Origin of the sequence: Saccharothrix luteola (genome assembly GCF_020859565.1) — a bacterium.
Taxonomy (GTDB): Bacteria; Actinomycetota; Actinomycetes; order Mycobacteriales; family Pseudonocardiaceae; genus Actinosynnema; species Actinosynnema luteola.
In genome coordinates this window covers 32483-58343 of sequence record NZ_JAJHUO010000050.1, presented here as the reverse complement: position 1 = coordinate 58343, position 25861 = coordinate 32483, and the positions used below count along the sequence as shown (strand labels likewise).

Below are 25861 nucleotides of genomic sequence, written 5' to 3'. Positions count from 1 at the left end.
TCATAGTGTTTCGGTGGTCATAGCGGTTGGGGAACACCCGGTCCCATTCCGAACCCGGTAGTTAAGCCTTCCAGCGCCGATGGTACTGCACTCGTGAGGGTGTGGGAGAGTAGGACGCCGCCGAACATACTTCACCCTCAGGGGCACTCGTTTACTCGAGTGCCCCTGAGGGTTTTTTGCGTTACCGTCCGATCGTGGCCGAGGTGACGAGACACGACGACCTGGCGGAGTTCTGGGCGTTGACGGGGGATTTCTTCAACGCCGATCCGGTGTTCCACACGATCCCGATCGCGGCGGTCGACCGCAGGCTCAACCACGCCGACCCGGCGGACGAACCACCGCTGCTGGTCAGCGTGTCCGAGGACGGCGTCCTGGTGGCCGCGGCACTGCGCACGCCGCCGTGGCCGCTGACCTTGAGCGGTGTCGCGCCGGAGTGGGCGGACGTCGTCGCGGACGCGTTGGCCGGTGACGTGGAACTGCCCGGCGTCAACGGGCCGCGCGAGTCGGTGGAGGCGTTCGTTGTCGCGTGGGCCGCCCGCACGGGCTGCAACGCGCGCGAGCACATGGCGCTGCGCCTGTACGAGCTGGGCGACCTGGTCATGCCGGACGTCCCCGGCACCCCGCGCTTGGCGACCGTGGACGACATCGACCTGCTCAGCCACTGGCGCACGGAGTTCGGGGTCGAAGCGACCGAGCAGGTCCGTGATGAGGACAGCGAGGACCGCTCCCGGTCGATGCTGCGCATCAGCCTGGCCGCCGGGCACGGTCACCTGATCTGGCACGTCGGCGACACCCCGGTGGCGTGGGCGGCGGCGAACGCTCCGGCGTCCGGCATGTCCCGCATCGGCCCCGTCTACACCCCGCCCGAGCACCGCAGGCACGGCTACGGCGCGGCGGTCACCGCGGCCTGCGCGTCGTGGGCGCGGGAGAACGGCGCCGAGCACGTGGTCCTCTACACCGACCTGTCGAACCCGACGTCGAACTCGATCTACCAGCGGATCGGGTTCCGGCCGGTGATCGACTCGGCCGAGTTCGTGTTCACCCCGGCCGGTGACTGAGCAGGTCGCCCGGCTGGCAGTCCAACGCCTCGCACAGGGCGGTCAGCGTGCTGAACCGGATCGCCCTGGCCCGGCCGTTCTTGAGGATCGACAGGTTGACCACGGTCACGCCGACGCGGTCCGCCAACTCGGTCAAGGTCATCCCGCGCTCGGCCAGCAGCCGGTCGAGGTGCACCTGGATGCTCACACGGTTCCCTCCAGGTCCGCGCGCATCTCCGCGCTCGTGCGCATGATCTTGCCAAGCGTCAGCAGACCCACGCCGGTGACCACCGCCCACCACGGCACGTCCCACTCGGCGGTCAGCGACGTCAGGTCGACCTCGGGCTGGACCTGCGTCAGCAGCCGGATCCGGGCGGCGGCCTCGGCCAGCGTCACGGCCGGCACGGCGACGAGCGTGTACCACCCGAGGCGACGCAGCCGGTCCGCGGTGGCTGCGGTGTGGACGCCTTCGCTGGCGCCCCGTTCGAGCAGCCGCATGAGCAGCAGGAACAGCACGGCGTAGGCCGCCATCGGCACCGCGGTGTCGACCAGGTAGAGCACCCGTTCCCAGGTGGTCGGCCGGCTCAGGCAGACGCGCAACGACCCCGCGCCGACGTGCCCGACGTCGCCGTGCGGCACGGTGCGGATCAGGTGCGCGCCCACGTGCGACGTGATGCACGCGGAAGTCCCGTACGAGGCCACCGCGACCAACGTGATCGCGGTCAAGGACACGACGGTGGTGACCGCCCACAGGAACCGGACGATCCCGGTCAACGGCTGCAACGGGCTGCGCGCCACTGTCACACCGTCCCTTCGAGGTCCGCACGCATCTCCGCGCCGTCCCGCACGATCTTCGCCAGCGACAGCAGCGCGATGCCCGTGATGACCGCGAACCACGGCGCCTCCCACTCACCGAAGAAGGACATGAACCCGGCGTCGAACGTGACGGCGGCGTGCACCAGCGTGGTCCGCGCGATCGACTCGACCATCGCCGCCGCCGGCAGCACCCACAGCAGGTAGTGGCCGAAGCGGCGCACGTCGGCCGCCGTGGCCGGGGTGTAGATGCCGTGCCGCGAGGCACGCCGCAGCAGCAACAGGAGCAGCAGGAGCGCGCCGACCCGGGTGACGGCGGTCGGTGCCTCGGACAGGAAGTCGAGCACGTGCTGCCACGGCTCGGGGTCGTCCACGCACAGCGTGACCCGCTCGACGTCGTCCAACCGCACACCTGCGGCCAGGTCGCGGCCCGCGGTGTCGTGCGGCCAGTACTTGGCGGTGAAGCACACCGGGTCGAACAAGCCGATCGTCAGCCGGAGCGCGGTGGCGAGCCCGAACGCCCCCAGGCTCAGCGTGAAGACCGCCGACACCACGCCGGTCAACGGCTCTAACGCGTTCCCCCTCGACATGACACGCCCCCCTCATATCGTTTATCGATGTTATCGAGAAACGATACCCTCGAAGACCTCACGCGTCACGGGTCGGTTGCGCGCGTGGGAGGAGAACACCAGGGACGTGGTCGTGTCGCCGTACCGCTGGGCCTGCTCCACGAACTCCTCGAGCTCGACCATCGACCGGCACACCACGCGCAGCAGCCAGCAGTCGTCACCGGTCACGTGGTCGGCGTCGCGCACCTGCGCCAGCGTGACCACCCGTTCCCGGAACCGGGGCGTGTCCAGGCTGCGCACCCGCACCCGCACGATGGCCTCGATCGGCAGCCCGAGCCGCTGCGGGTCGACCACGGCGACGTACCCGGTGACGATCCCGGCCTGCTCCAGCCGGCGCACGCGCTCGGTCGTCGCGGGTGCGGACAGGGAGACCCGCTTGGCCAGCTCGGTGAACGTCATCCGACCGTCCCGCTGGAGCAGGTCCAACAACTTCCAATCCAGATCGTCCAGTTCCACCGTGGAATCGTAAGCGGAACCCGCGCAACGCCTGGAGTTCCGCATGGGGAAGAACGCGCTGGTCAGCCACGATCTACCCATGACCAACACGCTCCGCTTCCCCGCCGCCGACCCCGCTGCCGCCGCCGCGTTCTTCGCCGCGGAACTGGCCTTCGAGGCCGACCCGGACGACGTGGTCCGCGACATGCAGGCAGGCACGACCGACGGCTTCCAGCTCGTCGAGACGCGCAGCCCCGAGGCGTTCGCGCGGGTCCGCATCCCCGGCGCGATCAACCTCCCGCACCGGGACGTGGACGAGACGACGACCGCCGCCTGGGACCGCGAGCTCGTCTACGTCTGCTACTGCGAGAGCTTCGAGTGCAACGCGGCCACCAAGGGTGCGCTCAAGTTGTCGCGGCTCGGGTTCAAGGTGAAGCGGCTGGCCGGCGGCATCACGACCTGGCAGGCGTCGGGCTACCCGGTGGAGGGTGACGCGGTCGAGGGCGACGGCGGCAAGAGGCTGCACGGAATCTCCTGCGACTGCTGATCTACCCTCGGACGAGTGACGCGCCTGCTCGTGCTGCAACCCGACCACGACGACCCGCCCGCCCGCCTCGGCGAGTGGCTGACCACCGCCGGGGCGGTGCTGGACGTGGTGAAACCGTACGAGGAACCGGTGCCGGCGACGCTCGACGGCTACCAGGGCGTGGTGTGCCTGGGCGGCGCGATGGGCGCGCTGGACGACGTCGCGCACCCGTGGCTCGCGGACGTGCGCAGGCTGCTGTCCCACGCGGTGGCGAAGCGCGTGCCGCTGCTCGCGATCTGCCTCGGCGCGCAGCTGCTGGCGGCGGCCACCGGCGGGCAGGTGCGGCGCAGCCCGCAGGGGCCCGACGTCGGCGTGCGGCTGGTGGCCAAGCGGGACGCGGCGAGCGGCGACCCGTTGTTCGACGAGCTGCCGTGGACGCCGGACGTGCTCCAGTTCCACGAGGACGAGGTCGGTTTCCTGCCGCCGACGGCGTTGCTGCTCGCGTCCTCCCCGAAGTGCGCGAACGAGGCGTTCCGGGTCGGTGACCGCGCCTACGGCGTGCAGTTCCACGTCGAGACCACGCCGGACATGGTTCTCCAGTGGGCCGAGGGGTACCCCGACGTGGTGGCGAGTGTGCGACCGGGTGTGCTCGACCCGGACCGCCTCGCGGCCGGTCACGAGGACATTCGGGAGGTGTGGCAACCGTTTGCCGAACGATTCGTGCGCCTGGCCGCCGGTGAGCTGACGATCCACCGGAGCCTGCCGCTGGTGTGATGAACCTCCACCGATGTGAGCGTTCATCGTTCGGACAGGTAGCGTTCACCTCGTCGTCGTGAGTGTTCATCGGCCAGACGGGTAGCGTTTACCTTCGACTGTGTCGATTCAGTTGGAGGAATCAGCGTGGATGCCTCGCTCCTCGTCATCATCGTGGTCATCACGGCTCTGGTCTTCGACTTCACCAACGGCTTCCACGACACCGCGAACTCGATGGCGACCTCCATCGCCACCGGCGCGCTGCGGCCGCGCACGGCCGTCGCCTTCTCCGCGGTGTTGAACCTGGTGGGAGCGCTGCTGTCGGTCGAGGTGGCCAAGACGATCTCCGGCGGGATCGTCGACGACGCGAGAATCACACCCGCGATCGTGTTCGGCGGGCTGATCGGCGCGATCATGTGGAACCTGGTGACCTGGTACGTCGGCCTGCCGTCGAGCTCGTCGCACGCCCTGTTCGGCGGCCTGATCGGCGCGGCCTGGGTCGCCTCGGGCGCGGACGCGGTGCACTTCGCGAAGGTCGTGGACAAGGTCGTGGCGCCCGCGATCGCCGCGCCGCTGGTGGCGGGGATCGTGGCGATGCTGGCCACCTACCTGACCTACCGGCTGACCAAGCGGGCGCGGAAGTCCGTGACGGACAAGGGTTTCAAGGCGGGCCAGATCGCGTCGGCCGCGCTCATGTCGCTGGCGCACGGCACGAACGACGCGCAGAAGACGATGGGCATCATCACGCTCACGCTGATCACCGCCGGGACGCTCGCGCCGGGGTCGGAACCACCGCTCTGGGTGATCCTGAGCGCGGCGATCGCCATCGCGCTGGGCACCTACCTGGGCGGTTGGCGGATCACGAAGACCCTCGGCTCGGGCCTGACCACGATCGAGGCGCCGCAGGGCTTCGCCGCGCAGACCAGCGCGGCGACCGTGATCATGGCGTCCTCCCACCTGGGGTTCGCGCTGTCCACGACGCACGTCGCGTCCGGCGGCATCATGGGCTCCGGCCTGGGCCGGCAGCGCGACGGCGTGCGGTGGGGCGTGGCGGGTCGGATGGCGGCGGCCTGGGGGCTGACGCTGCCGGCGGCGGGCCTGGTCGGCGCGCTCGCGGGCAAGGTCGCGTCGCTCGGCACGGCGGGCGTGGTGGCCGTGGCGGTGGTCGGCGTGGGCGTGTCGCTGGTGATCTGGCTGCTGTCGCGCCGGGAGCCGGTGCGGCCCGAGCACGTGGTGGACGAGATCGCGGCACAGGCCGAGACGCACAAGGTGGCGGCGTGAAGATCGACTGGGCGGCGTTGGGCGCCGTGTTCGGGGTGAGCCTCGCGGTGGTGCTGGGGCTGGTCCTGCTGTTCTCCGGCGGGCTGCGCGCGCTGTCGGCGCGGGAGGCGGCGCAGGAGCGGCAGGCGCCGACGGCGGCGCCCACGGTCGTGGCGGCGGCGTGCCTGCTGGCGTGCGTGACCGTAGTGTTGTTCGGCATCTACTTGATCGTGGCGGGCTGACGCTTTTCCGGGCGTCCCGGCGGGCTACGGTGTTCGTCGATGACCGATCCAGCCCGCCTGCCCACGTCCCCCGCGAGGTTCGGCCTGACCGAGGCGCGCGGCGGTGAGCTCCTGCGCGCCGCCGGGTGGTGGGAAGGGCGGCGGCCGACCGAGGGCAACGAGCCGATCATGGTGGCGTTGTCCCGCAGCCCGGACCCGGACCTGGCGCTGCTCGGCGTCGACCGGCTGCGCGTCGCGCTCGGTGACCGGTGGCCCGAGTTGGACCAGGCGTTGCGGGACGTCGAGGCGTTGCGCGGTCGGCTGCTCGCGGTGCTGGGCTCGTCCACCGCGCTGTCGGACTTCCTGGTCGCCAACCCGGACCGCTGGCGCGACCTGGTCGACGCCGAGCCGGTGGACGCCGGGTCGTTCGTGCCCGCCCTCCTCGCCGCGGTCGAAGGGCTGACCGGCGCGGACGCGGTGCGGGCGCTGCGGATCGGGTACCGGGCGCTGCTGTGCCGGATCGCCGCCGACGACTTGGCGCACGTGGTCGAGCCCGACCAGCCGTACGTCAACTACGACGACGTCGCGAGCCTGCTGTCGGACCTGGCCGTGGCCGCGTTGCGGGCCGCGCTGGATGTCGCCGGTCGGCAGGTGCCGCGGTCCGACGAGTGCCGGCTCGCGGTGATCGCGATGGGCAAGTGCGGCGCGCGTGAGCTGAACTACGTCAGCGACGTCGACGTCGTGTTCGTCGGCGAGGGCGACCTGGCCGTGGCGACCCGGTTGGCGGGCGCGGTGATGCAGGTCGCGGGCCAGGCGTGCTTCGAGGTGGACGCGGCGCTGCGGCCGGAGGGCAAGGCGGGTGCGCTGGTGCGCACGCTGGACGGCCACGCCACCTACTACCAGCGGTGGGCGCGGACGTGGGAGTTCCAGGCGCTGCTCAAGGCCAGGCCGGTGGCCGGTGACGAGGAGCTGGGCCTGCGGTACATGGACGTGGTGCGGCCCCTGGTGTGGACGGCCGCCGAACGCGAGAACTTCGTGCCCGACGTGCAGGCCATGCGCCGCCGCGTCGAGGACCACGTGCCGGTGGACCTGACCGACCGGGAGCTGAAGCTGGGCCGCGGCGGGCTGCGTGACGTCGAGTTCGCCGTGCAGCTGCTGCAACTCGTGCACGGCCGCGGTGACGAGGAACTGCGCATCACCACGACCACCCAGGCGTTGACGGCGTTGGGGCGCGGTGGGTACGTCGGCCGGGCGGACGCCGCCGACTTCGGCCGCGCATACCGGTTCCTGCGCACGTTAGAGCACCGGTTGCAGCTGCAGCGGCTGCTGCGCACGCACCTGTTCCCGGCCGAGGGCGACGTGACCGCGCTGCGCTGGCTGGCGCGTGCGTCCGGGTTGCAGGCCGAGGGCGGGCTGTCGGAGGGCCAGGTGCTGCTCGCCGAGTTCCGCAAGCGCGCCAACCAGGTGCGCCGGCTGCACGAGAAGCTGTTCTACCGGCCGCTGCTGGAGGCCGTCGCGAAGGTGCCGACCGAAGGGCTGCGGTTGACCACGTCCCAGGCCGCGGCGCGACTGGCCGCTCTGGGGTATGCCGCGCCGGATGGCGCGCTGAAGCACATCGAGGCGCTGACCCGGGGCGTTTCCCGGCGGGCGCGGATACAGACGGCGCTGCTGCCCGTGCTGCTGGACCTGTTCGCCACCACCCCGGACCCGGACCGCGGGCTGCTGGCGTACCGGAAGGTGTCGGAGGCGTTGGCCGAGACGCCCTGGTACCTGCGGCTGCTGCGGGACGAGGGCACGGTGGTCGACCGGCTGGCCGCGCTGCTGGGCACGTCGAAGCTCGTGCCGGACCTGCTGGTGCGCGCGCCCGAGGTGCTGCCGCTGCTGGCCGACACCGACGCGCTCGTCGGCCGCGACCCGATGACCATCGGCAACCCGCTGCGCAGCGCCGTGTCCCGGTACAACGACCTGGGACGCGCGGTCACCGCCGCCCGGTCGCTGCGCCGCCAAGAGCTGCTGCGGGTGGCGTCGGCGGACCTGCTGGGGCTGGTCCCGCTGCGGACGGTGTGCGTGTCGCTGTCCGAGGTGTGGGTGGCGGTGTTGCAAGGGGCGTTGGACGCGGTCGTGCGGTCGGCCGGTGAGCGGCCGGCGTCGATCGCGGTCATCGGCATGGGCCGGCTCGGCGGGCGCGAGCTGGGGTACGGCTCGGACGCCGACGTGCTGTTCGTGTGCGAGCCCGCGCCGGGCGTGACGGACGCGGACGCCGCCCGCTACGCGTCGTCGGTGGTGGAGCAGGTGCGGCGGCTGCTCAGCGCGCCCAGCCAGGACCCGCCGTTGGAGGTGGACACCGACCTGCGGCCGGAGGGCAGGCAGGGGCCCCTGGTGCGCACGCTCGACTCCTACCGGGCCTACTACGCGCAGTGGGCCGAGCTGTGGGAGGCGCAGGCGCTGCTGCGGGCGCGGTTCATCGGCGGCGACGCGGACCTCGGCGCGCGGTTCATCGAGATGATCGACCCGGTGCGCTACCCGGAGCACGGCCTGGACGCCGGCGCCGTGCGGGAGATCCGGCGCATCAAGGCCCGCGTCGAGGCCGAACGGTTGCCGCGCGGCGCCGACCCGTCCACGCACACCAAGCTGGGGCGGGGCGGGCTCGCCGACGTGGAGTGGACCGTGCAGCTGCTGCAACTGCAGCACGCGTGCGAGGTGCCCGGCCTGCGCACGCCGTCGACCGTGCGCGGGCTGCGTGCGGCGACCGAGGCCGGGCTGGTGTCGGAGGACGACTCGTCGGCCCTGATGGACGCGTGGGTGATGGCGACCGAGGCGCGCAACGCCGTCGTGCTGGTGAAGGGCAAGGCCGGTGACCAGCTGCCGACGGCCGGGCGCGACCTGGCCGCGGTGGCGTCGGCGATGGGGCACCCGGTCGACCCCGGTGAGTTCCTGGACTCCTACCGGCGCACCACCCGTCGCGCGCGGGCCGTGATCGAGCGCATCTTCTACGGGTCCTGAAGACTGGGGTCCGTGAAAGCGATCGCGCAGACCGAATTCGGAGATGCCGAAGTCCTCGTGATGCGGGAGCTGCCCGACCCGCCGATCGCGCTGGACCAGGTGCTGGTCGAGGTGCGTGCCGCCGGGGTGAACCCGGTCGACCGGCTGGTGCGCATGGGGTACGTGGCGAGTTCGACGCCGTGCCACTTCCCGCTCGTGCCGGGCTGGGACGTGGCCGGGGTGGTGCGCGCCGTCGGGCCCGCCGTGGACGGGTTCGCCGTCGGCGACGAGGTGTTCGGCTACCAGCGCAAGGACCACGTGCAGAACGGGACGTACGCGGAGCTGATCGCCGCCACCGAGCGCGGGTTGGCGCACAAGCCGGCGTCGCTGTCGTTCGTGGAGGCGGGCGCGCTCTCGCTCACCGGGCTCACGGCGGTGCAGTCGTTGCGCAAGGTCGGGGTGTCGTCCGGCGACACGGTGCTCGTGCACGCCGCCGCGGGCGGTGTGGGGCACCTGGCCGTGCAGGTGGCGCGGATCCTCGGCGCGGCGAGGGTGATCGGCACGGCGTCGCCGCGCAACCACGGGTTCCTGCGGTCGCTGGGCGCGGAGCCGGTGGCCTACGGAGACGCGCTCGTGGACAACGTGGCCGAGCTCGTCGGTGGCGACGGGCTGGTCGACGTGGCGTTCGACTGCGTCGGCGGCGCGGCGCTCAACGACTCGCCCGCGCTGGTGCGCGACCCGGCCCGGATCGTGTCCATTGTGGATACCAACGTGCTGGAGCTCGGCGGCCGGTTCTCCTACGCCAAGCCCGTGCGGGAGGACCTGGACTGGCTGGCCGGGCAGGCGGGCTCGGGCGCGTTGAAGGTGGAGGTGCAGCAGACGTTCCCGCTGGCGCAGGCCGCCGAGGCGCACCGGCTGCTGGAGGGCAAGCACGTGCGCGGCAAGATCGTGCTGACCGTGTGACTCGTGGTGGAGGGCCCCCGTCGACGGCGGGGGCCCACCGGCTGACTACTCCTCGTCGACGGTCGGGACCGTGGTGAGCAGTTCGACGATCCACTCCTCGACGAGGGTGTCGTCGGACTCCTCGTCCTGGACGAGGCGGTTCGACACCCGGACGCCGAGACCGAGCACGTCGGCGGCGCCGATCGCCTCGATCGCCTCGGCGGCGGAGTCGAAGATGTTGGTGGACAGCACCTGGGCGGGGGTTGCGACGTCATCAGACACGGCGCGACCTTAACCGCCCTCCCCGATCGGGGTGGGAGCAGCCCTGGTGTCGACGGCGTGTTGATCGGGGGCTACGCACCGTCGATCCAGGGCCGTCTCGCATTGACTATTGGTGTTCCTTATGTCGAGACTAGCGACACTCCTGGGGGAGATTCACGTTCGCACGCGTGCGCCCGGACGAAGGACGTCATGGACGACGAGACCCACCGCAAGAAGAGCAGCGCAGCTTTGAAGATCAGCTTGGTCGTGCTCGGCGTGCTGGTCCTGCTCGGGGTGATCCAGGCGGTCACCGCGGGCACGGTCGGCGTCGGCGCGTTGAGCGTCACCCTGCGCGAAACTTCTTCGACCACCCCCACGACGACCTCCGCCTCCTCGGACGACACCATCGGCAGCCTGGACGGCGCGGTGGGCACGACCTCGGAGGACGAAGCGCCCCCCAGCGTGGACGCCAAGGTGCTCACGGGGTCGTGGAAGCAGGCGCGCGGCCTGCTCACCGTGGAGGTCACCAAGGTGGAGAACGCGGGCGGCCGCCTCAAGGTGTTCGTCACCGCCATAAACGCCAGCAACGCGAAGATGGACCTGCCCGTCCCGTCCATCTCGGCGGTCGACGACGCGCAGCGCGACTACGGCGCGTCCGTGTCCACCAGCCGGTGGCCGTCGTCGATCGCGAAGAACTCCAGCATCAACGGGTTCCTGGAGCTGGACCGGACGGCCGGCGCCGACAGCACCTCGTTCTCGCTGACGTTCGCGGGGATCATCGGCCAGCTCGCGCCGACCGGCGGCGCGGTGACCGTGACCGGTATCCCGATCCCCAAGTAGGTGGACGTCCTCGTCGGTGTCCTGCTCGGGCTGGTCGGCCTGTGGCTGGTGCTGCTGCTGGGTCTGTTCCTGGTCCGGCCGCGGGGCGTGGCGTTGCGGTTGGCCCTGCGGCTGCTGCCGGACGTCCTGCGGCTGGTCACCCGCCTGGCCCGCGACCCGCGCGTTCCCCGGTCCGCCCGGGTGCGGCTGTGGCTGCTGCTGGGGTACCTGGCGCTGCCGTTCGACCTGGTGCCCGACTTCATCCCGGTTCTGGGGTACGCGGACGACGCGATCGTGGTGTGCTGGGTGCTGCGCTCGGTGATTCGCGTGACCGCGTTCGACTTGGTGGAGGCCCACTGGCCCGGTACGGCGGACGGGCTGGCGGTGGTGCGCCGGTTGACCGGTGTGGGACCGGGCGGGGCGCGCAGGGGGTAACGCGGTCGGTACGCTGCGCGACTTCCGGGGTAGGGAGGAAGCGCATGGCAGACGATCGCAAGGCCCGAGTCGAGCGCCTGATCGCCGAGATCGAGGCCGTCGAAGCCGTCGAGGCACTACCGCCGTTGCCCGCCTCGGCCGTGCCGACCGGTGGCCCGTACGAAGCGGACGAGCCGGAGGAGGCGATGCCCGCGAGCGGAGGGCCGTTCAGGTACCTCGACTCCGAGGCGAGCGAGCCGCCCCCGGCGCGCGGTGACACGCGGTAGTGGTGCCGCAGACCCTCGGTGCGGTGGCGTCGTTCCTCGCGCTGGTCGCGCCCGGCATCGTGTTCGAGCTGCTGCGGGAGCGCAGGCGTGCGGGCTTCAAGGAGTCACCGTTCCGCGAGGCGTCCCGGGTGGCGTTGGGCAGCCTCGCGTTCACGCTGACCGCGTGCGCGCTGCTGATCGCCTTCGGCGCCGCGGTGCGCGCGCTGTCCGGTGTCGACGTCGTGGTGCCGTTGGACCGCCTGGTCAACGGCGGTGCGGCGTACGTGCGCTCACACCTGCCCCTCGTGCTCACGTCCGTCGTGGCCGAACTCGCGCTGGCCTGCGCCCTGGCCGCCCTCCTCGACCTGCTGCTGGCCCGCCACCGCAGCGAGGTCACGTCCGTGCAGCAGCAGACCGCGTGGCACCAGGTCTTCCGCCGCGACCGCCCGCCGGGCAGCGTGCCGTGGGTGCACGTGCACCTGGTGGACGGCACGTCGTTCTTCGGCTTCCTCCGCTCCCACACCGCGTCGGGGGTGCCGGAGGAGCGCGAGATCGTCCTGGAAGGCGTCTCCATGACCTACCTCGGCAAACCGCTGGACGGCGCCGAGACCCACGTCGAGGACGTCATCGGCGAGCGCTGGGCCCGCGTCGTCATCCCGGCGACCCAGATCAAGTACCTGCGCGTCCAATACCGGGACCGTGAATCGGGCAACCTCCTCGACACCCGCCCGCGCTCCTCCGCGCCGTCACCGACCTGACCTGATCGCGAAAGGCCGAAGGCCGGGCGACCGCAGTGGTCGCCCGGCCTTCGGCCTGTGGAGGTGTGAGTGGGGCTTCAACCGGTGGAACCGCTGGTCAGAGCCCCGTGCCGATCACACGTCGTAGTAGAGCGCGAACTCGTAGGGGTTCGGGCGCAGGCGCAGCGGGTCGATCTCCTGCTCCCGCTTGAACGAGATCCAGGTGTCGATGACGTCCGGCGTGAAGACGCCGCCCTCCAGGAGGAACTCGTGGTCCGCCTCGAGGCTGTCCAGCACCGCGTCCAGGGACGCCGGCACCTGCTTGACGTCGCGGGCCTCCTCGGGCGGCAGCTCGTAGAGGTCCTTGTCGATCGGGGCCGGCGGCTCGATCTTGTTCTTCACGCCGTCCAGGCCGGCCATCACCATGGCCGAGAACGCCAGGTACGGGTTGCCCGACGAGTCGGGGCAGCGGAACTCGATGCGCTTGGCCTTGGGGTTGTTGCCGGTGATCGGGATGCGCACGCACGCCGACCGGTTGCGCTGGGAGTAGACCAGCGACACCGGGGCCTCGTAGCCCGGCACCAGGCGGTGGTAGGAGTTCACCGTCGGGTTGGTGAACGCCAGCAGCGACGGCGCGTGGTGCAGGATGCCGCCGATGTAGTGCCGCGCCGTGTCCGACAGGCCCGCGTAGCCGGACTCGTCGTGGAACAGCGGCTGGCCGTCCTTCCACAGCGACTGGTGGGTGTGCATGCCCGAGCCGTTGTCGCCGAACAGCGGCTTCGGCATGAACGTCACGGTCTTGCCGGCCTGCCACGCGGTGTTCTTGATGATGTACTTGAACAGCATCAGGTCGTCCGCGGCGTGCAGCAGCGTGTTGAACTTGTAGTTGATCTCGGACTGGCCGGCGGTGCCCACCTCGTGGTGTGCGCGCTCGACCGAGAAGCCCTGGGCCTGCATGTTGAGGACCATCTTGTCGCGCAGGTCCGCGTAGTGGTCGGTCGGCGAGACGGGGAAGTAGCCGCCCTTGTACTTGACCTTGTAGCCGCGGTTGCCGCCCTCTTCCTCACGGCCCGTGTTCCAGGCGCCGGAGATCGAGTCGATCTCGTGGAAGGACGCGTTCGCGGTGGTGTCGAAGCGGATCGAGTCGAAGATGTAGAACTCCGCCTCGGCGCCGAAGTACGCGGTGTCCGCGATGCCCGACTCCGTGATGTACTGCTCGGCCTTGCGCGCGATGTTGCGCGGGTCGCGGCTGTACGCCTCACGCGTGAACGGGTCGTGCACGAAGAAGTTGACGATCAGCGTCTTCTCGATCCGGAACGGGTCGAGGCGCGCGGTGTAGAGGTCGGGCAGCAGCAGCATGTCCGACTCGTGGATCGACTGGAAGCCGCGGACCGACGAACCGTCGAACGCGAGGCCCTCGGCGATGGCGTCGGCGTCGAACGCGGCGGCGGGGAGCGTGAAGTGCTGCATCACGCCGGGCAGGTCGCTGAAGCGGACGTCTACGAACTTCACGCCCTCGTCGGAGATGTACTTCAGGACCTCGTCGGGATTCTTGAACACCCTCGTCGACTCCTCTGCTGCGGTGGGGGCGTGGTTGTACGCCGCTGCGTGGTGCGGCCTGCCATCGTGGCGAAACTAAGACCGTGGTGTTGCCCAGCCGTCACCCGCGTGTTTCGCCAGTGTTAACGGGCCTCCCAGGTCGGGCAACCCGACCGGCGCTCCTCACCCGCTGAGCACGGCCTTACTCTGGTGGGGTGAGCAAGTGGACCGGTTCGTGGCTGTCAGGACCCCGCTCGGCGCTGGAACCCGGCGCCGACTCCGGAGACGGTACCGGGCAGCGGTGGCGGGGTGAACGCCTCGGCCTGCCCCGGTCCGGTCCTGGCTCCGTCGCGTCCACGGGCCGCCGCGCGATCGCCATCCTGGTCGACTTCGCCCTCTCGGGCGGCGTGGCGGGCCTGTTCACCATGCCCGACCTGCCGCAGAACTGGAGCCTGCTGGCCTGGTTCGCCATCACCGTCGTCGGGGTCGGGTTCTTCGGCTTCACCCCTGGTCACGCGCTGTTCGGGCTGCGGGTCGTGCGGATGGACGGCACGGAGGCCGTCGGCCTGCCGCGGGCCGCGCTGCGGACGGTGTTGATCTTCCCGATCATCCCGGCGGTGGTGTGGGACGCCGACGGCAGGGGCCTGCACGACAAGGCCGCGGGCACCGTCGTCCTCAGGGCCCGCTGACAGGTGCGACGACCGGTCGGCCGATGGGCGTGAAAGGGCCGACCAAGCGGCAGGCCCGCCCCGGACGACTGCCGGAACGGGCCTGAGCTGCGGAAACGCGCGTCGGTGGAGCCTCAGCGGCGACGCATGGCGCGCTGCACGTTGCGCATCTTGGCGCCCTGCGGCATCGGGCCCTTGGGCAGCGCCGCGCCGCGGCTGGCCAGTGCGGCCAGCCGGTTGTCGATCGTGTCGACCTGGGCGGTCGAGATGTTGCGAGGCAGCTTCATCAGGTGGCTCTGCAGCTTGCGCAGCGGCACCTGGCCGTCCTCGGTGCCCACGACGACGTCGTAGATCGGCGTCTCGCCGATCACCCGCGCCACCCGCTTCTTCTCCTGGGCGAGCAGGTTCTTGACCCGGTGCGGCGCGCCCTCGGCGACCAGCACCACGCCCGGCCGGCCGAGCACCCGGTGCACCATGTCACCGCTCGTCGTGCCCGCCACGGCCTGCGTGACGCGCCACTTGCCGCGCAGGTTGTCCAGCGCCCACGCCGCCGCGCCGGGCTGCCCGTCCGCCTTCGCGTACACGGTCTTCTGCACCCGGCGGCCGAACACGATGACCGCGAGCAGCGCGCCCACCGCGATGCCCATGGGCAGCAGCACCCACTGCATGTCCCAGATGAGGCCGATCAGGAACGCCGCGGCCGTCGCGCCGAGCAGGCACGCCAGCATCAACGGCACGAGCGCCTTGTCCTCGCGGCGCTGCATCTTGAACGCCTCGAAGATCTGGCTGCGCTTCGCCTTCGATGCCGCGCGCCGAGCCTTCGCCGCTTCCTTGGAGGCCGCCTTGGCAGCCGCCTTGTCCTGCTTACCAGCCATACCCACCAGGATACGGCGCGCCGTCGTGCCCCATGACGGGAGTACTCGCTGACCTCTGCGAGGATGCAGCGCATGGACGGGCTGTTGGACGGACTCGACCCGGAACAGCGCGCCGCGGTGGAAGCTCCGCGCGGCCCGGTCTGCGTGCTCGCGGGCGCAGGCACCGGCAAGACCCGCACCATCACGCACCGCATCGCCCACCTGGTCCAACGGGGGCACGTTTCCGCCGGTCAAGTCCTCGCCGTCACGTTCACCGCACGTGCCGCGGGCGAGATGCGGACCCGCTTGCGGGCGCTGGGCGTGCACGGCGCGCAGGCACGCACGTTCCACGCCGCCGCCCTTCGCCAGCTCCGCTACTTCTGGCCACGCGTGGTCGGCGGCGAGCAGTGGCAGCTGATCGACCGCAACAAGCTGCGGCTGGTCGCCCAGGCCGCGAACCGCGTCGGCCTGTCCACCGAGTCGGACTCGCTGCGCGACCTCGCGGGCGAGATCGAGTGGGCCAAGGCGTCGCTGGTCGCGCCCGATGGCTACCCGAACGCCGCCGGCCGCACGAGCCGTGACACGCCCGCGCCCGCCGAGCAGGTCGCGCAGGTCTACCGGACCTACGAAGAGCTCAAGAACCAGGCGCAGCTGCTCGACTTCGACGACCTCCTGCTGCACACCGCGGCGGCGCTGGAGGAGCACGGCGAGGTCGCCGAGGAGTTCCGCGACCGGTACCGCTGCTTCGTGGTGGACGAGTACCAGGACGTCACGCCGTTGCAGCAGCGCGTGCTCGACGCGTGGCTCGGTCAGCGCGACGACCTGACCGTGGTCGGTGACGCGAACCAGACCATCTACTCGTTCGCGGGCGCCTCGCCGCGTCCGCTGCTGGACTTCCCGCGCCGGTTCCCCGAGGCGGTCGTGGTGCGGCTGGAGCGCGACTACCGGTCGACACCGCAGGTCGTTGGCCTCGCCAACGAAGTGATCAAGTGGGCGCGCGACCGTCCCTCCGGGTCACGGCTGAGGCTGATCGGTCAGCGCCCGGACGGGCCGAAGCCGACGTTCACCGAGTTCGACGACGAGACGCTGGAGGCCGCGGCCGTCGCGCGGCGGGTGAAGGCGCTGCTGGACGAGGGCGTGGCGGCCAGCGAGATCGCCATCCTCTACCGCGTCAACGCCCAGTCGGAGGTCTTCGAGCAGGCGTTGGCCGAGGTCGGCGTGCCCTATCAGGTGCGTGGTGGGGAGCGGTTCTTCCAGCGCGCCGAGGTGCGGCAGGCGATGGTGGCGTTGCGGTCGGCGGCGGCGCACGAGCCGACCGGCGAGCTGCCGAAGGTGGTCCGCGAGGTGCTGGCGGGCATCGGCCTGACCGACGAGCCGCCCGCCGGCGGGACGGCGCGGGAGAAGTGGGAGTCGCTGCTCGCGCTGGTGGAACTGGCCGAGGAGCTGGTCACGGCGGTGGACTCGGCGGACCTGCCGAAGTTCGTGGCCGAGTTGGAGCTGCGGGCCGAGGCGCAGCACCCGCCGACGGTGGAGGGCGTGACGCTGGCGTCCCTGCACGCGGCGAAGGGCCTGGAGTGGGACGCGGTGTTCCTGGTCGGGCTGGTCGAGGGCACCTTGCCGATCCAGCACGCCGACGGTGACGACGCGGCGATCGAGGAAGAGCGCCGGCTGCTGTACGTGGGCGTGACGCGGGCCCGTGTGCACCTGTGGATGTCGTGGGCGTTGGCGCGCGCCGCGGGCGGGCGCCGGTACCGGCGGCGCAGCCGGTTCCTCTACGGGCTCGTGCCGGAGGACCACCCGGCGTCGCGCACGGCCGCGAAGCGGGAGCCGCTGCAGAAGCGGCCCAAGCCGCAGTGCCGGGTGTGCGGGTCGGCGTTGGTGGACGCGCGGGCGATCAAGCTGAGCCGGTGCGCCTCGTGCCCGTCCGACCTGGACGAGGAGCTGCTGGCCAAGCTGCGGGCGTGGCGGGCGGACCGGGCGCGTGAGCTCAAGGTGCCCGCCTACGTGGTGTTCACCGACGCGACGCTGGTCGCGATCGCCGAGCAGCGGCCCGAGGACGTCGCCGGGCTCGTGTCGATCTCGGGCATCGGCGCGGCCAAGCTCGACCGGTTCGGGGACGACGTGCTGGCCCTCGTGCGCGGCCGTTGACCTTCGCGTCGACCTCTGCGCTGTCCTCGGGCCGTGGCCGGGGCCTGACCGGGTCCTGGCTGGGTGGCGGCTGGGTGGCGGCTACGTCGCGACCGTGTCGACCTTCGCTGACCCGCCGTTGATCGGGCGTTGATGGGCCGTTGATCTCCCGTTGATCCGCCGCCGGTGGCCGCGTCCGGCTCGCCTGCGGGCCGTCTCGTCCGTACGGGTGGCCGGCCGCTAGCGCTCTGTGCAGGGCAAACGCGGAATCTTCACTCAATCGACAGGTATTTGGAAAAACCTGTTGCACCCGTCCTGCGTGGGGTCATAACCTGCTCAGGCCGGGCGCGAAGCGCCCGCTGGGGATTCAAGAGCTAGCAGTCGAGTACGAGCCACCCGAGGAGGTGACCGGTCGTGAACACTCCCACGTGCTTCGAGACGCCCGGTTACCTGATGACCGGGGTGGTCTTGGCTCCAGTCGCTGCTCGTGTCGCGGGGGAGAAGTCTGCCCGCGATCGCCACGCCCTCAAGTGGGGCGCTGAGCGAGTTCAGCTGATCCAGGTGCCGACGCCGCACGCGTCGACCCTTGTCCCGACTCAGAACGTTGCGCCGTCCGCGCACGAGCGAAGTACCTGACCACCTTGTAGTCAGGCCACGAAGCTCACGAAGGCCGCGGACCCGTAACCGGATCCGCGGCCTTCGTGCTGTCCCGACCCGTTTTGCGGTTCGAACGACAAACAAACCCCATGCAAGACCCTTGACAGGAGTCCACCTGATGTTGACCGCGACCGTCCCCATAAACGGGACGTTGTCCACCGAGTCGGAGCTCTCCGGGGCGGGTGTCGCCACTCTGATCGACACCGCGCCGGACGCCGGCTTGGAGCTTCCTTGCCGTACCAACAACCCCGACCTGTGGTTCGCCGACGCGCCGGCGGAGCTGGAGGAGGCGAAGAGGTTCTGCGCCACCTGCCCCGTCATCGCCGAGTGCCTGGCCGGTGCGCTTGCTCGTCACGAGCCCTGGGGGGTCTGGGGCGGCGAGATCTTCGAGCGCGGAACCGTGATCGCGCGGAAGCGTCCCCGTGGACGCCCCCGCAAGGACGCAGCACCTGTTGTACCCGCGGCACCCGCCGCGACCGTTGTCCGGGGGGCTAACGACCAGGAGGCCGCCGCGTGACCACGTACCGATCCACCACAGACGAATCCATGCTGATCGAGGTCAATCCCAAGGGGAACCCCATGCTGCTCGAAGAAAATCTCGCCAGATCCCGAATGCATGACGCGGAGATATTCGCGCGACAGCATCGGCTGGCCCACCGTCTCGTCGTCGCCCGCAGGTGGGGTCGACTGGCCGGATGGGCCCAGCGCAGGGCTGCCATGAAGGCCCGCGCGATCTGATGCACGGAGCGGCCCGCCCTCCCCGTCCCACGACGGGGAGGGCGGGCCTCGCCGTATCCGCCGCCGGGAGGGAGTACTTCGGGACCGACAGACCACCACCACCACCACCACGTCACGCCGACCAGGCGCCCGGCGGCCGCCGACCAGCTGCCCGCGCGCCGGCCGCCACGCGCCCGGCCGCCGCCGACCAGGTGCCCCGCGCGCCGGCGGCCACGCGCTCGTTGCCGGAGACCGCGGCGAGGCGTATTTCGATGGGAGGGTTCGGCTCGGCGTAGGTACCGTTCGACGTGTGGCAGCTCACTCTCACAACCATGCCCATGCCCACACCCATGACGGGATCGACTGGTCGTCACGGTTGAACTTCCTGCGGCAGGCCGACGAGCTGGACGCCGAGTCGCGGCGCGTGGTCGCGCGCAGACTCGTTCGCGCCCTGCCCGACAAGCCGACCGTGCTGGATGTCGGGTGCGGTGCCGGTGGGATGAGCGTGGCGCTGGTCGAGGCGCTGTCCGCGCGCGGCGGCGGCACCGTCGTGCTGGTCGACGCGGTGCCCGAGCTGTTGGACGCGGCCACCACCGCCGCCCGGTCGGCGGCGGCCTACGAGACCGACACGACGACGGCGACCGTGCGCGTCCGGCCGGTGCTCGCCGACCTCGCCACCGAACGGCCGGTGGAGATCGCCGGACCCGCGCAGTTGGTGTGGGCTTCGAACGTCGTGCATCACCTCCCTGATCAGCGTGCGGCAGTGGTCGGGTTGATCGAGGCGGTCGCGCCCGGTGGGTGGTTGGCGCTCGCCGAGGGCGGGTTGAGCGGCAAGTTCCTCCCGTTCGACCTGGGTATCGGTGAGCCGGGCTTGCAAGAGCGACTGACCGCCGCGCGCGACCAGTGGTTCGTGCGGATGCGGGAGAACACGACGGGTGCCGTTCGCATGCCCGGCGGCTGGAACCTCGTGCTCTCCGACGCCGGTCTGGTGGACGTGACCGCGTTCAGCTACTTGATCGATCACCCCGCACCGCCCGAGCAGGCGGTGCGCGATTGGGCGGTGAACCAGCTGGCCTGGTTCACCGAGGTCGCCGGCGACGCGCTCCACCCCGCCGACCGCCGCACGGTGAAGCAACTGCTCGACCCTCAGGACCCCGCGTTCCTCGGGCTGCGCGACGACGTGTTCCTGCTGATCGCCAACACCGTGTACCTGGGCCGCAAGCCGTGACCGACACGTGCGCCCGCTGTGGACGGACGCGTTCGTCCGTCCCGGACCCGGCCCAGCTCTTGGCCTGGGTGCGAGAGCGGGAGCGCGGGGTCGACCAGTGGTTGTGCCACCTCTGCGCGCGGGCGCACGTCCGGGACATCGAAGGCAAGCTGCCGTCCGACTACTGGGGTGCGGGTGGGGGTGCCGGGTAGGGCGACGCTGGTGAAGCTGACGGCGGTCGGAGGCCGGCTGCCGGCTGCCCTCGCTGGGGCCGGCGGCCTGCTGGGTGTGGCGACGTGCTGGGTGTGGGGGTAGGGCGGCTCAGGTGGTTGCCGCCGTTGGGTAGGGCGGTGTGCTTGGTGGTAGGTGCGGGCGGGAGGAAGGCCGACTGCCCAGCCGAGGCGATTGGTGCGTGGGGTGGGTCATCAGTGCGCGGTTGTGAGTAGAGGTGCAGAGGTGTGCGGAGCAGGGAGATGGAGAGGGAGGGGTGGTGGCGGCCGTGGGTGGTTAGCGGAGGAGGGCGGAGAGGAGTCGAAGGGTTGCTCTGGGGGTCGCGGTGCCGCGTTTGCTGCCCGCGTCCAGTTCTCTGGTCAGGCCGGTGACCGTGCACATCCCGGAGCGGACCGCGGTGGCCAGCAGGTGGTGTTGGCGCAAGGGGTCCGGTTCGTGGCGCGCGGCGTCCAGGACTGCTCTCGTCGGTTCGGCGACGGGGAGGCCGGATTCCACCACCACCTTCGGTGGGCGGGTGGTGCGTTCCAGCAGCACGTGGTCCGCGCACGAGCGGCGGGTGGTGGCCGGTTGCAGCAGGTGGATGCGGGGTGGGGGAGGCAGGGCGTGCAGGCCGTGGGCGTGCAGGGCGTCGACGCCGGTGACGACCGCCTCAGGGCCGGCGTAAGCCAGCGCCGCCTGGAGGCGTTGGGCACGGGTCGGAGGGCTCGCGCCGAGCAGCACCACGCCCGGCAGGATGCGTTGCCACGGCCCGCCGGGTCGGCACTTGAGGTCGATGACGTAGCCCGGCACGCCGGCTGCCCGCAGGTCCGCTGCCTTGATCACTTGGTCCATGGGGTCGATCTTCCGGTGGTTGCGGAAGCCGTGCCATGGGGTGGTGGTGATCTGTGGACAAGTCGGAGACCTGTGGACAACTCAGTCGTCGAAGCCGGGCTGCCACTGGGCGACGATGGCTCTGGCCTGCACGTTCGCGTCGAGCTGACAGAGGATGCCGGTCGCGCCCAGCGTCACCCTGTGGATAAGTAGGTACTGCGGCGGGAGGTTCAGGGACCTTCCCGTGTGCGAATCGGGGCTGCGGAGGTCGCCGACGCGCTCCGCCTGCTTCTGCAGCCACCGCCGGGTGAAGTGGAACGTCTCGGTCCGCAGCGGCTCGACGAACGGCGCCAGGTAGTTCAACACGTCCTCGGCGTGCAGCTCGGTCCCGGGACGGATGAACCGCTCCGTCCGCAGCAGCTCCACCAGGTCCGCCGACCGGCCGTCCAGCGCCAGCCTGGTCATCAGGCCCAACGTCTTGGGCAACCCGTCGGGCAGCCGGGCGACCGCCCCGAAGTCCAGCACGCGCAACCGGCCGTCCGCGCCCAGCATGAAGTTGCCGGGGTGCGGGTCGGCGTGCAGCAGCCCGGACCGGCTCGGCGCGGAGAAGTGGAACTCCGACAGCAGCTGCCCGGCCAGGTCGCGCTCGTCGCGCTCACCCTCACGGATGATCTTCGACAGCGGCGTGCCCTCGGTCCACTCGGTGACCATCACCTTCGGCGAGCTGGCCACCACCCGCGGCACGAGCACGCGGTCGTCGCCGTCGAACGCCTTCGCGAAGACCCGCTGGTTGTCCGCCTCGGTCCGGTAGTCCAACTCCTCGAGGTACCGGTCCCGCAGCTCCTCCAACAGCGGCTTGACCTCGGCGCCGGGCATCACCGCCTGCAACACCCGGCTGAACCGCAGCAACGTGCTGAGGTCGCTCTGCAACGCCTCGTCCGCGCCCGGGTACTGCACCTTCACCGCCACGTCGCGGCCGTCGTGCCACACCGCCCGGTGCACCTGCCCGATGCTCGCCGACGCGGCGGGCGAGTCGTCGAACGACGTGAACCGCTTCGCCCACCCCGCGCCGAGCTGCTCGGCCAGCACGCGGTGCACGGTGCGCGCGGGCATCGGCGGCGCGGCCGTCTGCAGCTTGGTCAACGCCTCGCGGTACGGCTCGGCCAGCTCGTCGGGCACCGCCGCCTCGAACACGCTCAGCGCCTGGCCGAACTTCATCGCGCCGCCCTTGAGCTGCCCGAGCACCGCGAACACCTGCTCCGCGGTCTTCGCCGACACCTCGGCGCTGACCTCCTCGGAGCTGCGGCCTGCCAGGCGCTTGCCCCAGCCGCCCACCACCCGGCCCGCCACCCCGAGCGGGAGGCTGGCCAGCTTGGCGGTGCGCTGCACGGCCTTGCGCGGGATCTCGCTCACCCGGTGATTCTCCTCCCGCCCGTTCACGAGGACGCAGTGGTGCACGCCCCTGCCACAAAACCTACACAGCCCTACCTGAGGGCGGATCACGTCGCGGAACGGCACTCGCAGCGCGGGTGCACCGGCGCGATCCGGTGCTCGACCACTCCGGCGAACGCGTCGACCTCCAGGGTCGCGTCCCAGGTGGGCGGCCTGGTCGCGGCCGGCTCGGACCGGTCGAGCGCCAGCAGCGCCTGCCCGACCGCCACCCCGGCGGTCGCCGTGACGGTGGCCAGGTCGGCGTGCTGCGCGCGGTCGACCAGCTGCGCGGCGATCATCGGCCACGCCGGGTCCTCGTCGGCCGCGTGCATGTCCGCGCACCTCAGGCAGCTGCTGCGACCCGGCACGACCAGCGGTCCGACCACGCCGAGCCCTTCCCGGACCCGCACGGCGAGGTGCGGCGTGCCGTCCGCGACGAGCCGGTGCAGCACCTCAGGGGCGGGCACCAACGCGTCGGCCAGCACCACCAGGTCCACGGCGCGCCCCACCGGGCGCACGGTCCCGCACGCCCGCCGCACGGCGTCCTGGGCGGCCTCGGCACGCGGTCGGCCGACGTCCGCTTCGACGTACCCCGATCCGGTGTCCTCCGGCCCGACCCGGCCCCGCGCGACCACTCGAACGTGTGCCACTCCGGAGGCGCCCAGGAGCGCGGCGACGGTGACCGCGAGCCTGCCCTCGCCGTGCACCACGACGGATCTGGCGGCCCGGTCGGCGGGCAGTCCGACGGCGCGACGACGGGTCCGCAGCGCCCACCCGGTCACCTCGGCGGCCAGCCGCGGGTGCGGCACGGGCACGGTGTCCTCGACCAGCCCGGCCCGCGCGAGGCCGTGCAGCACGCCGGCGAACTCGGCTGCCTGGCGACCGTGACCGGCGAGGCGTTCCCGCAGGTCGGTGAGGGTGTGTCGACCGTTGAGGCCGAGCAGGACGGACGCCATCGGCTCCGGCACGTCCTCGACCAGCATCGCGTGCCGGGGGTCCGTGCCGATCTGCACCACGTCGGCCCGGCGGCGCAGCAGCGGCAGGCCGGGCAGGACCCTGGGGCGGTTGGGGAGATCCACACCGGCAGCGTGCCCGTGGCGGCCGGTTCGGCAAAATGCCTGTCCACAGGCTTGCCGGTTGTCCACAGAGGCCGTAAATGGCCTTGACGAGCGGCCGGACGCCCGCGAGGGGCCCGGCCGCCCGTCCTCGATCAGACCTTCGCCTTGCCGAGGATCCGGGTCACCGTGGTTCCGCAGACCGGGCACTTGCCCTTGGCCATCCTGCGGTTGTTGCTCTCGTGCACCTCGCCCGTGAAGTCGCGCTTCTCACGGCACTTGACGCAGTAGCCGTTGTAGGTCTCGGCCACGGCTTCCTCCTCGCTTCGAGAGTGCGGAGCGATCTGCGCCACACTCGGGGGTTGCGCTGAACGCTACCTCCGGGAACGCGCCTCCGCTGCACGCCGCGTCGAGCGTGTCCAGCCGCCTTTCGGTGGAACCTGCTGGTCCGTCCCTCCACAGACCGCCGCTTGGCCGCCGCGGATTGTCGGTCCCTGGCCTTACCGTGAACGCCATGCCCGAACCGCAGGTGGAGGTGCGGCGCAGCGCCCGGCGCCGTCGCATGGTGAGCGCGTACCGCGAGGGGGACACGGTCGTGGTCCTGCTGCCGGCTCGCATGAGCAAGAGCGAGGAGAAGCACTGGGTGGCGGAGATGCTCAGCCGCCTGCAGCGCAGCGAGACCCGCAGGCGCTCGCCAACGCGCACCTCGGACGCCGCCCTGCTGGCCCGGTGCGAGGAGCTGGCGGACCGGTACCTGGACGGCGTGCAGCCGAGCAGCGTGCGGTGGGTGCCGCCGATGCGCACGAGGTGGGCGTCGTGCACGCCGAGCGAGGGCACGATCAGGATCAGCGAGCGGCTGCGCGACGTGCCCGCGTGGGTGCTCGACTACGTGCTGGTGCACGAGCTGGCGCACCTGGAGGTGCCCGGGCACGGAAAGGACTTCTGGCTGCTGGTGCACAGGTACCCGAAGGCCGAGCGGGCCATCGGGTACCTGGAAGGCCTCTCGGCCGCGGCCGGGCTGGGCATCACGGAGGAGGACTAGCCACGACCGGTCCCGCGAGGTCGTGAACGGGCGCGACCTCGCGGGGTGGGTGGCGCTACTCCCCGTCCTTCTTCGGCTCGTCGCCCTTGTCCTCGTCGCGCAGGGTGCGCTCCAGCTCCGCCATCGGGTCCTCCAGCGCCTTGCGCGTCTGGCCGAACCGCTCGGCGAACTCCATCGGGTCGTCCAGGTCCTCGGCCGTCGGCACCAGGTCGGGGTGCTCCCAGACGCTGTCGCGCTGCTCGATGCCGTGCTGGTCGGTGAGCAGCTTCCACAGCGCCGCCGCCGAGCGGTGCCGGCGTGGCCGCAGCTCCAGGCCGACCAGCGTGGCGAACGTCTGCTCCGCCGGCCCGCCGGACGCGCGCCGCCTGCGCAGCGTCTCCCGCAGCGCCTCGGCGCCGGGCAGCCGCTCGCCGACCGCCTCGTTCACCACCACGTCCACCCAGCCCTCGACCAGGGCCAGCAACGTCTCCAGGCGGGTCAGCGCGGCCTTCTGCCCGGGCGTGGTCTGGGGTTCGAGCATCCCCGACTTCATCGCCTCTTCGATGCTCGCCGGGTTCGCCGGGTCGATCTGGCCGGCCAGCTGCTCCAGCGCCGAGGTGTCGACGGTGATGCCGCGGGCGAACTCCTCAACCGTGTCCAGCAGCCGCTGCCGCAGCCACGGCACGTGGCTGAACAGCCGCTGGTGCGCCGCCTCACGCGCGGCCAGGAACACCAGCACCTCGCTGGTCGGCCGCTCCAGGCCCTCGGTGAACTTCTCGATGTTGTCCGGCAGCAGCGCCGCCGTGCCCTCCGGCCCGAGCGGCAGCCCCACGTCGGTCGACGTCAGCACCTCCGCGCCGAGCTGCGCCAGCGCGCCGCCGAGCTGCGAGCCGAACGCCATGCCGCCCATCTGGCCGAGCATCGACAGCAGCGGTCCGGCGGCTTCCTTCGCCTCGGCCGGCATCGCGTCCACCCAAGCGCCGGACACCCGCTGCGCCACCGGGTCGCACAGCCGCTGCCACGTCGGCAACGTGCGCTCCACCCAGTCGCGCGCGCTCCAGCTCTGGGACGTGCGCGCGCCCGCGGGCAGCGACGTCACCGGGTCGAGCCACATCTCCGCCAGGTGCACGGCGTCGGCCACCGCGCCGCTCTGGTCCGGGCCGAAGCCGGTGCCGCCCTTGCCGGCGAGCTGCTGGAGCGCGATCTGCTTCGCGAGGTCGTAGTTGACCGGCCCGGACGACGTGCCCGCGTTGCTGAACATCGCACCGAGCTGGCTCAGCATCGCGCCGAGCTGGTTGAAGTCGAAGGGGTTCTCCCCTTGGTCCCCGGGTTTGCGGTTGCGGTCGTCGGGGTCCTGCGGGCTGAACCCGAAGGGCAGGTCACTCATGGGTCCACGGTACGCGGCACGGCAGCCCCGCGTGGGACCGGTTCGCCAGGGGCGTGACGCCG

At 71.5% G+C, this 25861-nt stretch carries 29 protein-coding genes and 1 rRNA gene; 18 read left to right on the top strand and 12 right to left on the bottom strand.

Going from position 1 to position 25861, the window contains the following annotated elements; genetic code table 11:
• The first annotated feature begins 9 nt into the window (after nt 1-9).
• Nucleotides 10-126: ribosomal RNA gene (rrf, locus tag LNK82_RS44565) — 5S ribosomal RNA — on the top strand.
• A 68-nt stretch (nt 127-194) separates the two neighbouring features.
• A complete protein-coding gene (locus LNK82_RS48105) occupies nt 195-1058 on the top strand; it encodes a GNAT family N-acetyltransferase (RefSeq protein WP_230572855.1) in 864 nt (287 codons plus the stop codon).
• Here LNK82_RS48105 and LNK82_RS44555 read toward each other — a convergent pair.
• From LNK82_RS44555 to LNK82_RS44540, 4 genes are read right to left on the bottom strand one after another with little or no spacing between them, the layout of a single operon-like run.
• Entirely contained in the window at nt 1039-1245 is a 207-nt protein-coding gene (locus LNK82_RS44555; RefSeq protein ID WP_053717423.1) for a helix-turn-helix domain-containing protein, read from the bottom strand. The genes LNK82_RS48105 and LNK82_RS44555 overlap by 20 nt on opposite strands.
• The gene (locus LNK82_RS48100; protein WP_230572854.1) at nt 1242-1835 is read right to left on the bottom strand and encodes a DUF2975 domain-containing protein; all 594 of its coding nucleotides are present in this window, start codon (nt 1833-1835) and stop codon (nt 1242-1244) included. The genes LNK82_RS44555 and LNK82_RS48100 overlap by 4 nt, the downstream gene beginning before the upstream one ends.
• Before the next feature lie 2 nt (nt 1836-1837).
• Entirely contained in the window at nt 1838-2440 is a 603-nt protein-coding gene (locus LNK82_RS44545; RefSeq protein WP_230572853.1) for a DUF2975 domain-containing protein, read from the bottom strand.
• Nucleotides 2441-2470: 30 nt separating this feature from the next.
• Complete coding sequence (locus tag LNK82_RS44540; protein WP_230572852.1) at nt 2471-2935, bottom strand: Lrp/AsnC family transcriptional regulator; 465 nt, start codon at nt 2933-2935, stop codon at nt 2471-2473.
• A 79-nt stretch (nt 2936-3014) separates the two neighbouring features.
• Here LNK82_RS44540 and LNK82_RS44535 point away from each other — a divergent pair, with 79 nt between their 5' ends.
• From LNK82_RS44535 to LNK82_RS44510, 6 genes are all read left to right on the top strand, one after another.
• Nucleotides 3015-3461, top strand: a complete 447-nt coding sequence (locus tag LNK82_RS44535) for a rhodanese-like domain-containing protein (RefSeq protein ID WP_230572851.1) — start codon at nt 3015-3017, stop codon at nt 3459-3461.
• A gap of 15 nt (nt 3462-3476) precedes the next feature.
• On the top strand, nt 3477-4214 hold the full coding sequence (locus tag LNK82_RS44530) for a type 1 glutamine amidotransferase (RefSeq protein ID WP_230572850.1): 738 nt from the start codon (nt 3477-3479) through the stop codon (nt 4212-4214).
• Nucleotides 4215-4340: 126 nt separating this feature from the next.
• A complete protein-coding gene (locus tag LNK82_RS44525) occupies nt 4341-5474 on the top strand; it encodes an inorganic phosphate transporter (RefSeq protein WP_230572849.1) in 1134 nt (377 codons plus the stop codon).
• Nucleotides 5471-5695, top strand: coding sequence for a hypothetical protein (locus LNK82_RS44520; RefSeq protein ID WP_230572848.1), 225 nt, complete (start codon nt 5471-5473; stop codon nt 5693-5695). Before LNK82_RS44525 ends, LNK82_RS44520 begins: the two co-directional genes overlap by 4 nt.
• A 39-nt stretch (nt 5696-5734) precedes the next feature.
• Nucleotides 5735-8677: a bifunctional [glutamine synthetase] adenylyltransferase/[glutamine synthetase]-adenylyl-L-tyrosine phosphorylase gene (locus tag LNK82_RS44515; protein WP_230572847.1), complete on the top strand. Its 2943-nt coding sequence runs from the start codon at nt 5735-5737 to the stop codon at nt 8675-8677.
• A gap of 12 nt (nt 8678-8689) precedes the next feature.
• Nucleotides 8690-9619, top strand: coding sequence for an NADP-dependent oxidoreductase (locus LNK82_RS44510; protein ID WP_230572846.1), 930 nt, complete (start codon nt 8690-8692; stop codon nt 9617-9619).
• 45 nt (nt 9620-9664) lie between these two features.
• Here LNK82_RS44510 and LNK82_RS44505 read toward each other — a convergent pair whose 3' ends face one another.
• The gene (locus LNK82_RS44505) at nt 9665-9880 is read right to left on the bottom strand and encodes a hypothetical protein (protein ID WP_053717413.1); all 216 of its coding nucleotides are present in this window, start codon (nt 9878-9880) and stop codon (nt 9665-9667) included.
• Between the two features lie 189 nt (nt 9881-10069).
• Between LNK82_RS44505 and LNK82_RS44500 the strand changes: the two genes are divergently transcribed.
• From LNK82_RS44500 to LNK82_RS44485, 4 genes are read left to right on the top strand one after another with little or no spacing between them, the layout of a single operon-like run.
• Nucleotides 10070-10699 carry a hypothetical protein gene (locus LNK82_RS44500; RefSeq protein WP_230572845.1) on the top strand — a complete coding sequence of 210 codons (630 nt, stop codon included), beginning with the start codon at nt 10070-10072 and terminating at the stop codon, nt 10697-10699.
• A complete protein-coding gene (locus tag LNK82_RS44495; protein WP_230572844.1) occupies nt 10700-11113 on the top strand; it encodes a YkvA family protein in 414 nt (137 codons plus the stop codon).
• Nucleotides 11114-11157: 44 nt separating this feature from the next.
• Entirely contained in the window at nt 11158-11379 is a 222-nt protein-coding gene (locus LNK82_RS44490) for a hypothetical protein (RefSeq protein ID WP_230572843.1), read from the top strand.
• Nucleotides 11379-12116 (top strand): DUF6338 family protein, encoded by a 738-nt coding sequence (locus LNK82_RS44485; protein ID WP_308257552.1) that lies wholly within the window; start codon nt 11379-11381, stop codon nt 12114-12116. Before LNK82_RS44490 ends, LNK82_RS44485 begins: the two co-directional genes overlap by 1 nt.
• Before the next feature lie 114 nt (nt 12117-12230).
• Here the strand turns inward: LNK82_RS44485 and glnA are convergent, their stop codons facing one another.
• Nucleotides 12231-13655, bottom strand: a complete 1425-nt coding sequence (gene glnA, locus LNK82_RS44480) for a type I glutamate--ammonia ligase (RefSeq protein WP_053717408.1) — start codon at nt 13653-13655, stop codon at nt 12231-12233.
• 194 nt (nt 13656-13849) lie between these two features.
• Between glnA and LNK82_RS44475 the strand changes: the two genes are divergently transcribed.
• On the top strand, nt 13850-14323 hold the full coding sequence (locus tag LNK82_RS44475; protein WP_230572841.1) for an RDD family protein: 474 nt from the start codon (nt 13850-13852) through the stop codon (nt 14321-14323).
• Between the two features lie 113 nt (nt 14324-14436).
• On the opposite strand, the gene LNK82_RS44470 is transcribed toward LNK82_RS44475, so the two are convergent.
• Nucleotides 14437-15177: a DUF4191 domain-containing protein gene (locus tag LNK82_RS44470; RefSeq protein ID WP_230572840.1), complete on the bottom strand. Its 741-nt coding sequence runs from the start codon at nt 15175-15177 to the stop codon at nt 14437-14439.
• Nucleotides 15178-15249: 72 nt separating this feature from the next.
• On the opposite strand from LNK82_RS44470, the gene LNK82_RS44465 reads away from it, so the two are divergent.
• The 4 genes from LNK82_RS44465 (at nt 15250) to LNK82_RS44450 (ending at nt 19885) form a co-directional block, all read left to right on the top strand.
• Nucleotides 15250-17304 carry an ATP-dependent DNA helicase UvrD2 gene (locus LNK82_RS44465; RefSeq protein WP_230572839.1) on the top strand — a complete coding sequence of 685 codons (2055 nt, stop codon included), beginning with the start codon at nt 15250-15252 and terminating at the stop codon, nt 17302-17304.
• A 754-nt stretch (nt 17305-18058) separates the two neighbouring features.
• Nucleotides 18059-18457, top strand: a complete 399-nt coding sequence (locus LNK82_RS44460) for a WhiB family transcriptional regulator (RefSeq protein ID WP_230572838.1) — start codon at nt 18059-18061, stop codon at nt 18455-18457.
• Nucleotides 18458-18486: 29 nt separating this feature from the next.
• A complete protein-coding gene (locus tag LNK82_RS44455; protein WP_230572837.1) occupies nt 18487-18678 on the top strand; it encodes a hypothetical protein in 192 nt (63 codons plus the stop codon).
• Nucleotides 18679-18967: 289 nt separating this feature from the next.
• Nucleotides 18968-19885 carry a class I SAM-dependent methyltransferase gene (locus LNK82_RS44450; RefSeq protein ID WP_230572836.1) on the top strand — a complete coding sequence of 306 codons (918 nt, stop codon included), beginning with the start codon at nt 18968-18970 and terminating at the stop codon, nt 19883-19885.
• Between the two features lie 486 nt (nt 19886-20371).
• On the opposite strand, the gene LNK82_RS44440 is transcribed toward LNK82_RS44450, so the two are convergent.
• The 4 genes from LNK82_RS44440 to LNK82_RS44425 all read right to left on the bottom strand — a co-directional run bounded on the left by LNK82_RS44440 (nt 20372) and on the right by LNK82_RS44425 (nt 23702).
• Entirely contained in the window at nt 20372-20926 is a 555-nt protein-coding gene (locus tag LNK82_RS44440) for a hypothetical protein (RefSeq protein WP_230572834.1), read from the bottom strand.
• Between the two features lie 81 nt (nt 20927-21007).
• Nucleotides 21008-22318, bottom strand: coding sequence for an ABC1 kinase family protein (locus tag LNK82_RS44435; RefSeq protein ID WP_230572833.1), 1311 nt, complete (start codon nt 22316-22318; stop codon nt 21008-21010).
• An 86-nt stretch (nt 22319-22404) separates the two neighbouring features.
• The gene (locus LNK82_RS47390; protein WP_308257549.1) at nt 22405-23415 is read right to left on the bottom strand and encodes a thiamine biosynthesis protein ThiF; all 1011 of its coding nucleotides are present in this window, start codon (nt 23413-23415) and stop codon (nt 22405-22407) included.
• Nucleotides 23416-23546: 131 nt separating this feature from the next.
• Nucleotides 23547-23702, bottom strand: a complete 156-nt coding sequence (locus LNK82_RS44425; RefSeq protein WP_015098458.1) for a DUF5679 domain-containing protein — start codon at nt 23700-23702, stop codon at nt 23547-23549.
• Between the two features lie 203 nt (nt 23703-23905).
• Between LNK82_RS44425 and LNK82_RS44420 the strand changes: the two genes are divergently transcribed.
• Nucleotides 23906-24433 (top strand): M48 metallopeptidase family protein, encoded by a 528-nt coding sequence (locus tag LNK82_RS44420; RefSeq protein ID WP_230572832.1) that lies wholly within the window; start codon nt 23906-23908, stop codon nt 24431-24433.
• 55 nt (nt 24434-24488) lie between these two features.
• On the opposite strand, the gene LNK82_RS44415 is transcribed toward LNK82_RS44420, so the two are convergent.
• The gene (locus LNK82_RS44415) at nt 24489-25799 is read right to left on the bottom strand and encodes a zinc-dependent metalloprotease (RefSeq protein ID WP_230572831.1); all 1311 of its coding nucleotides are present in this window, start codon (nt 25797-25799) and stop codon (nt 24489-24491) included.
• Nucleotides 25800-25861: the final 62 nt, after the last annotated feature.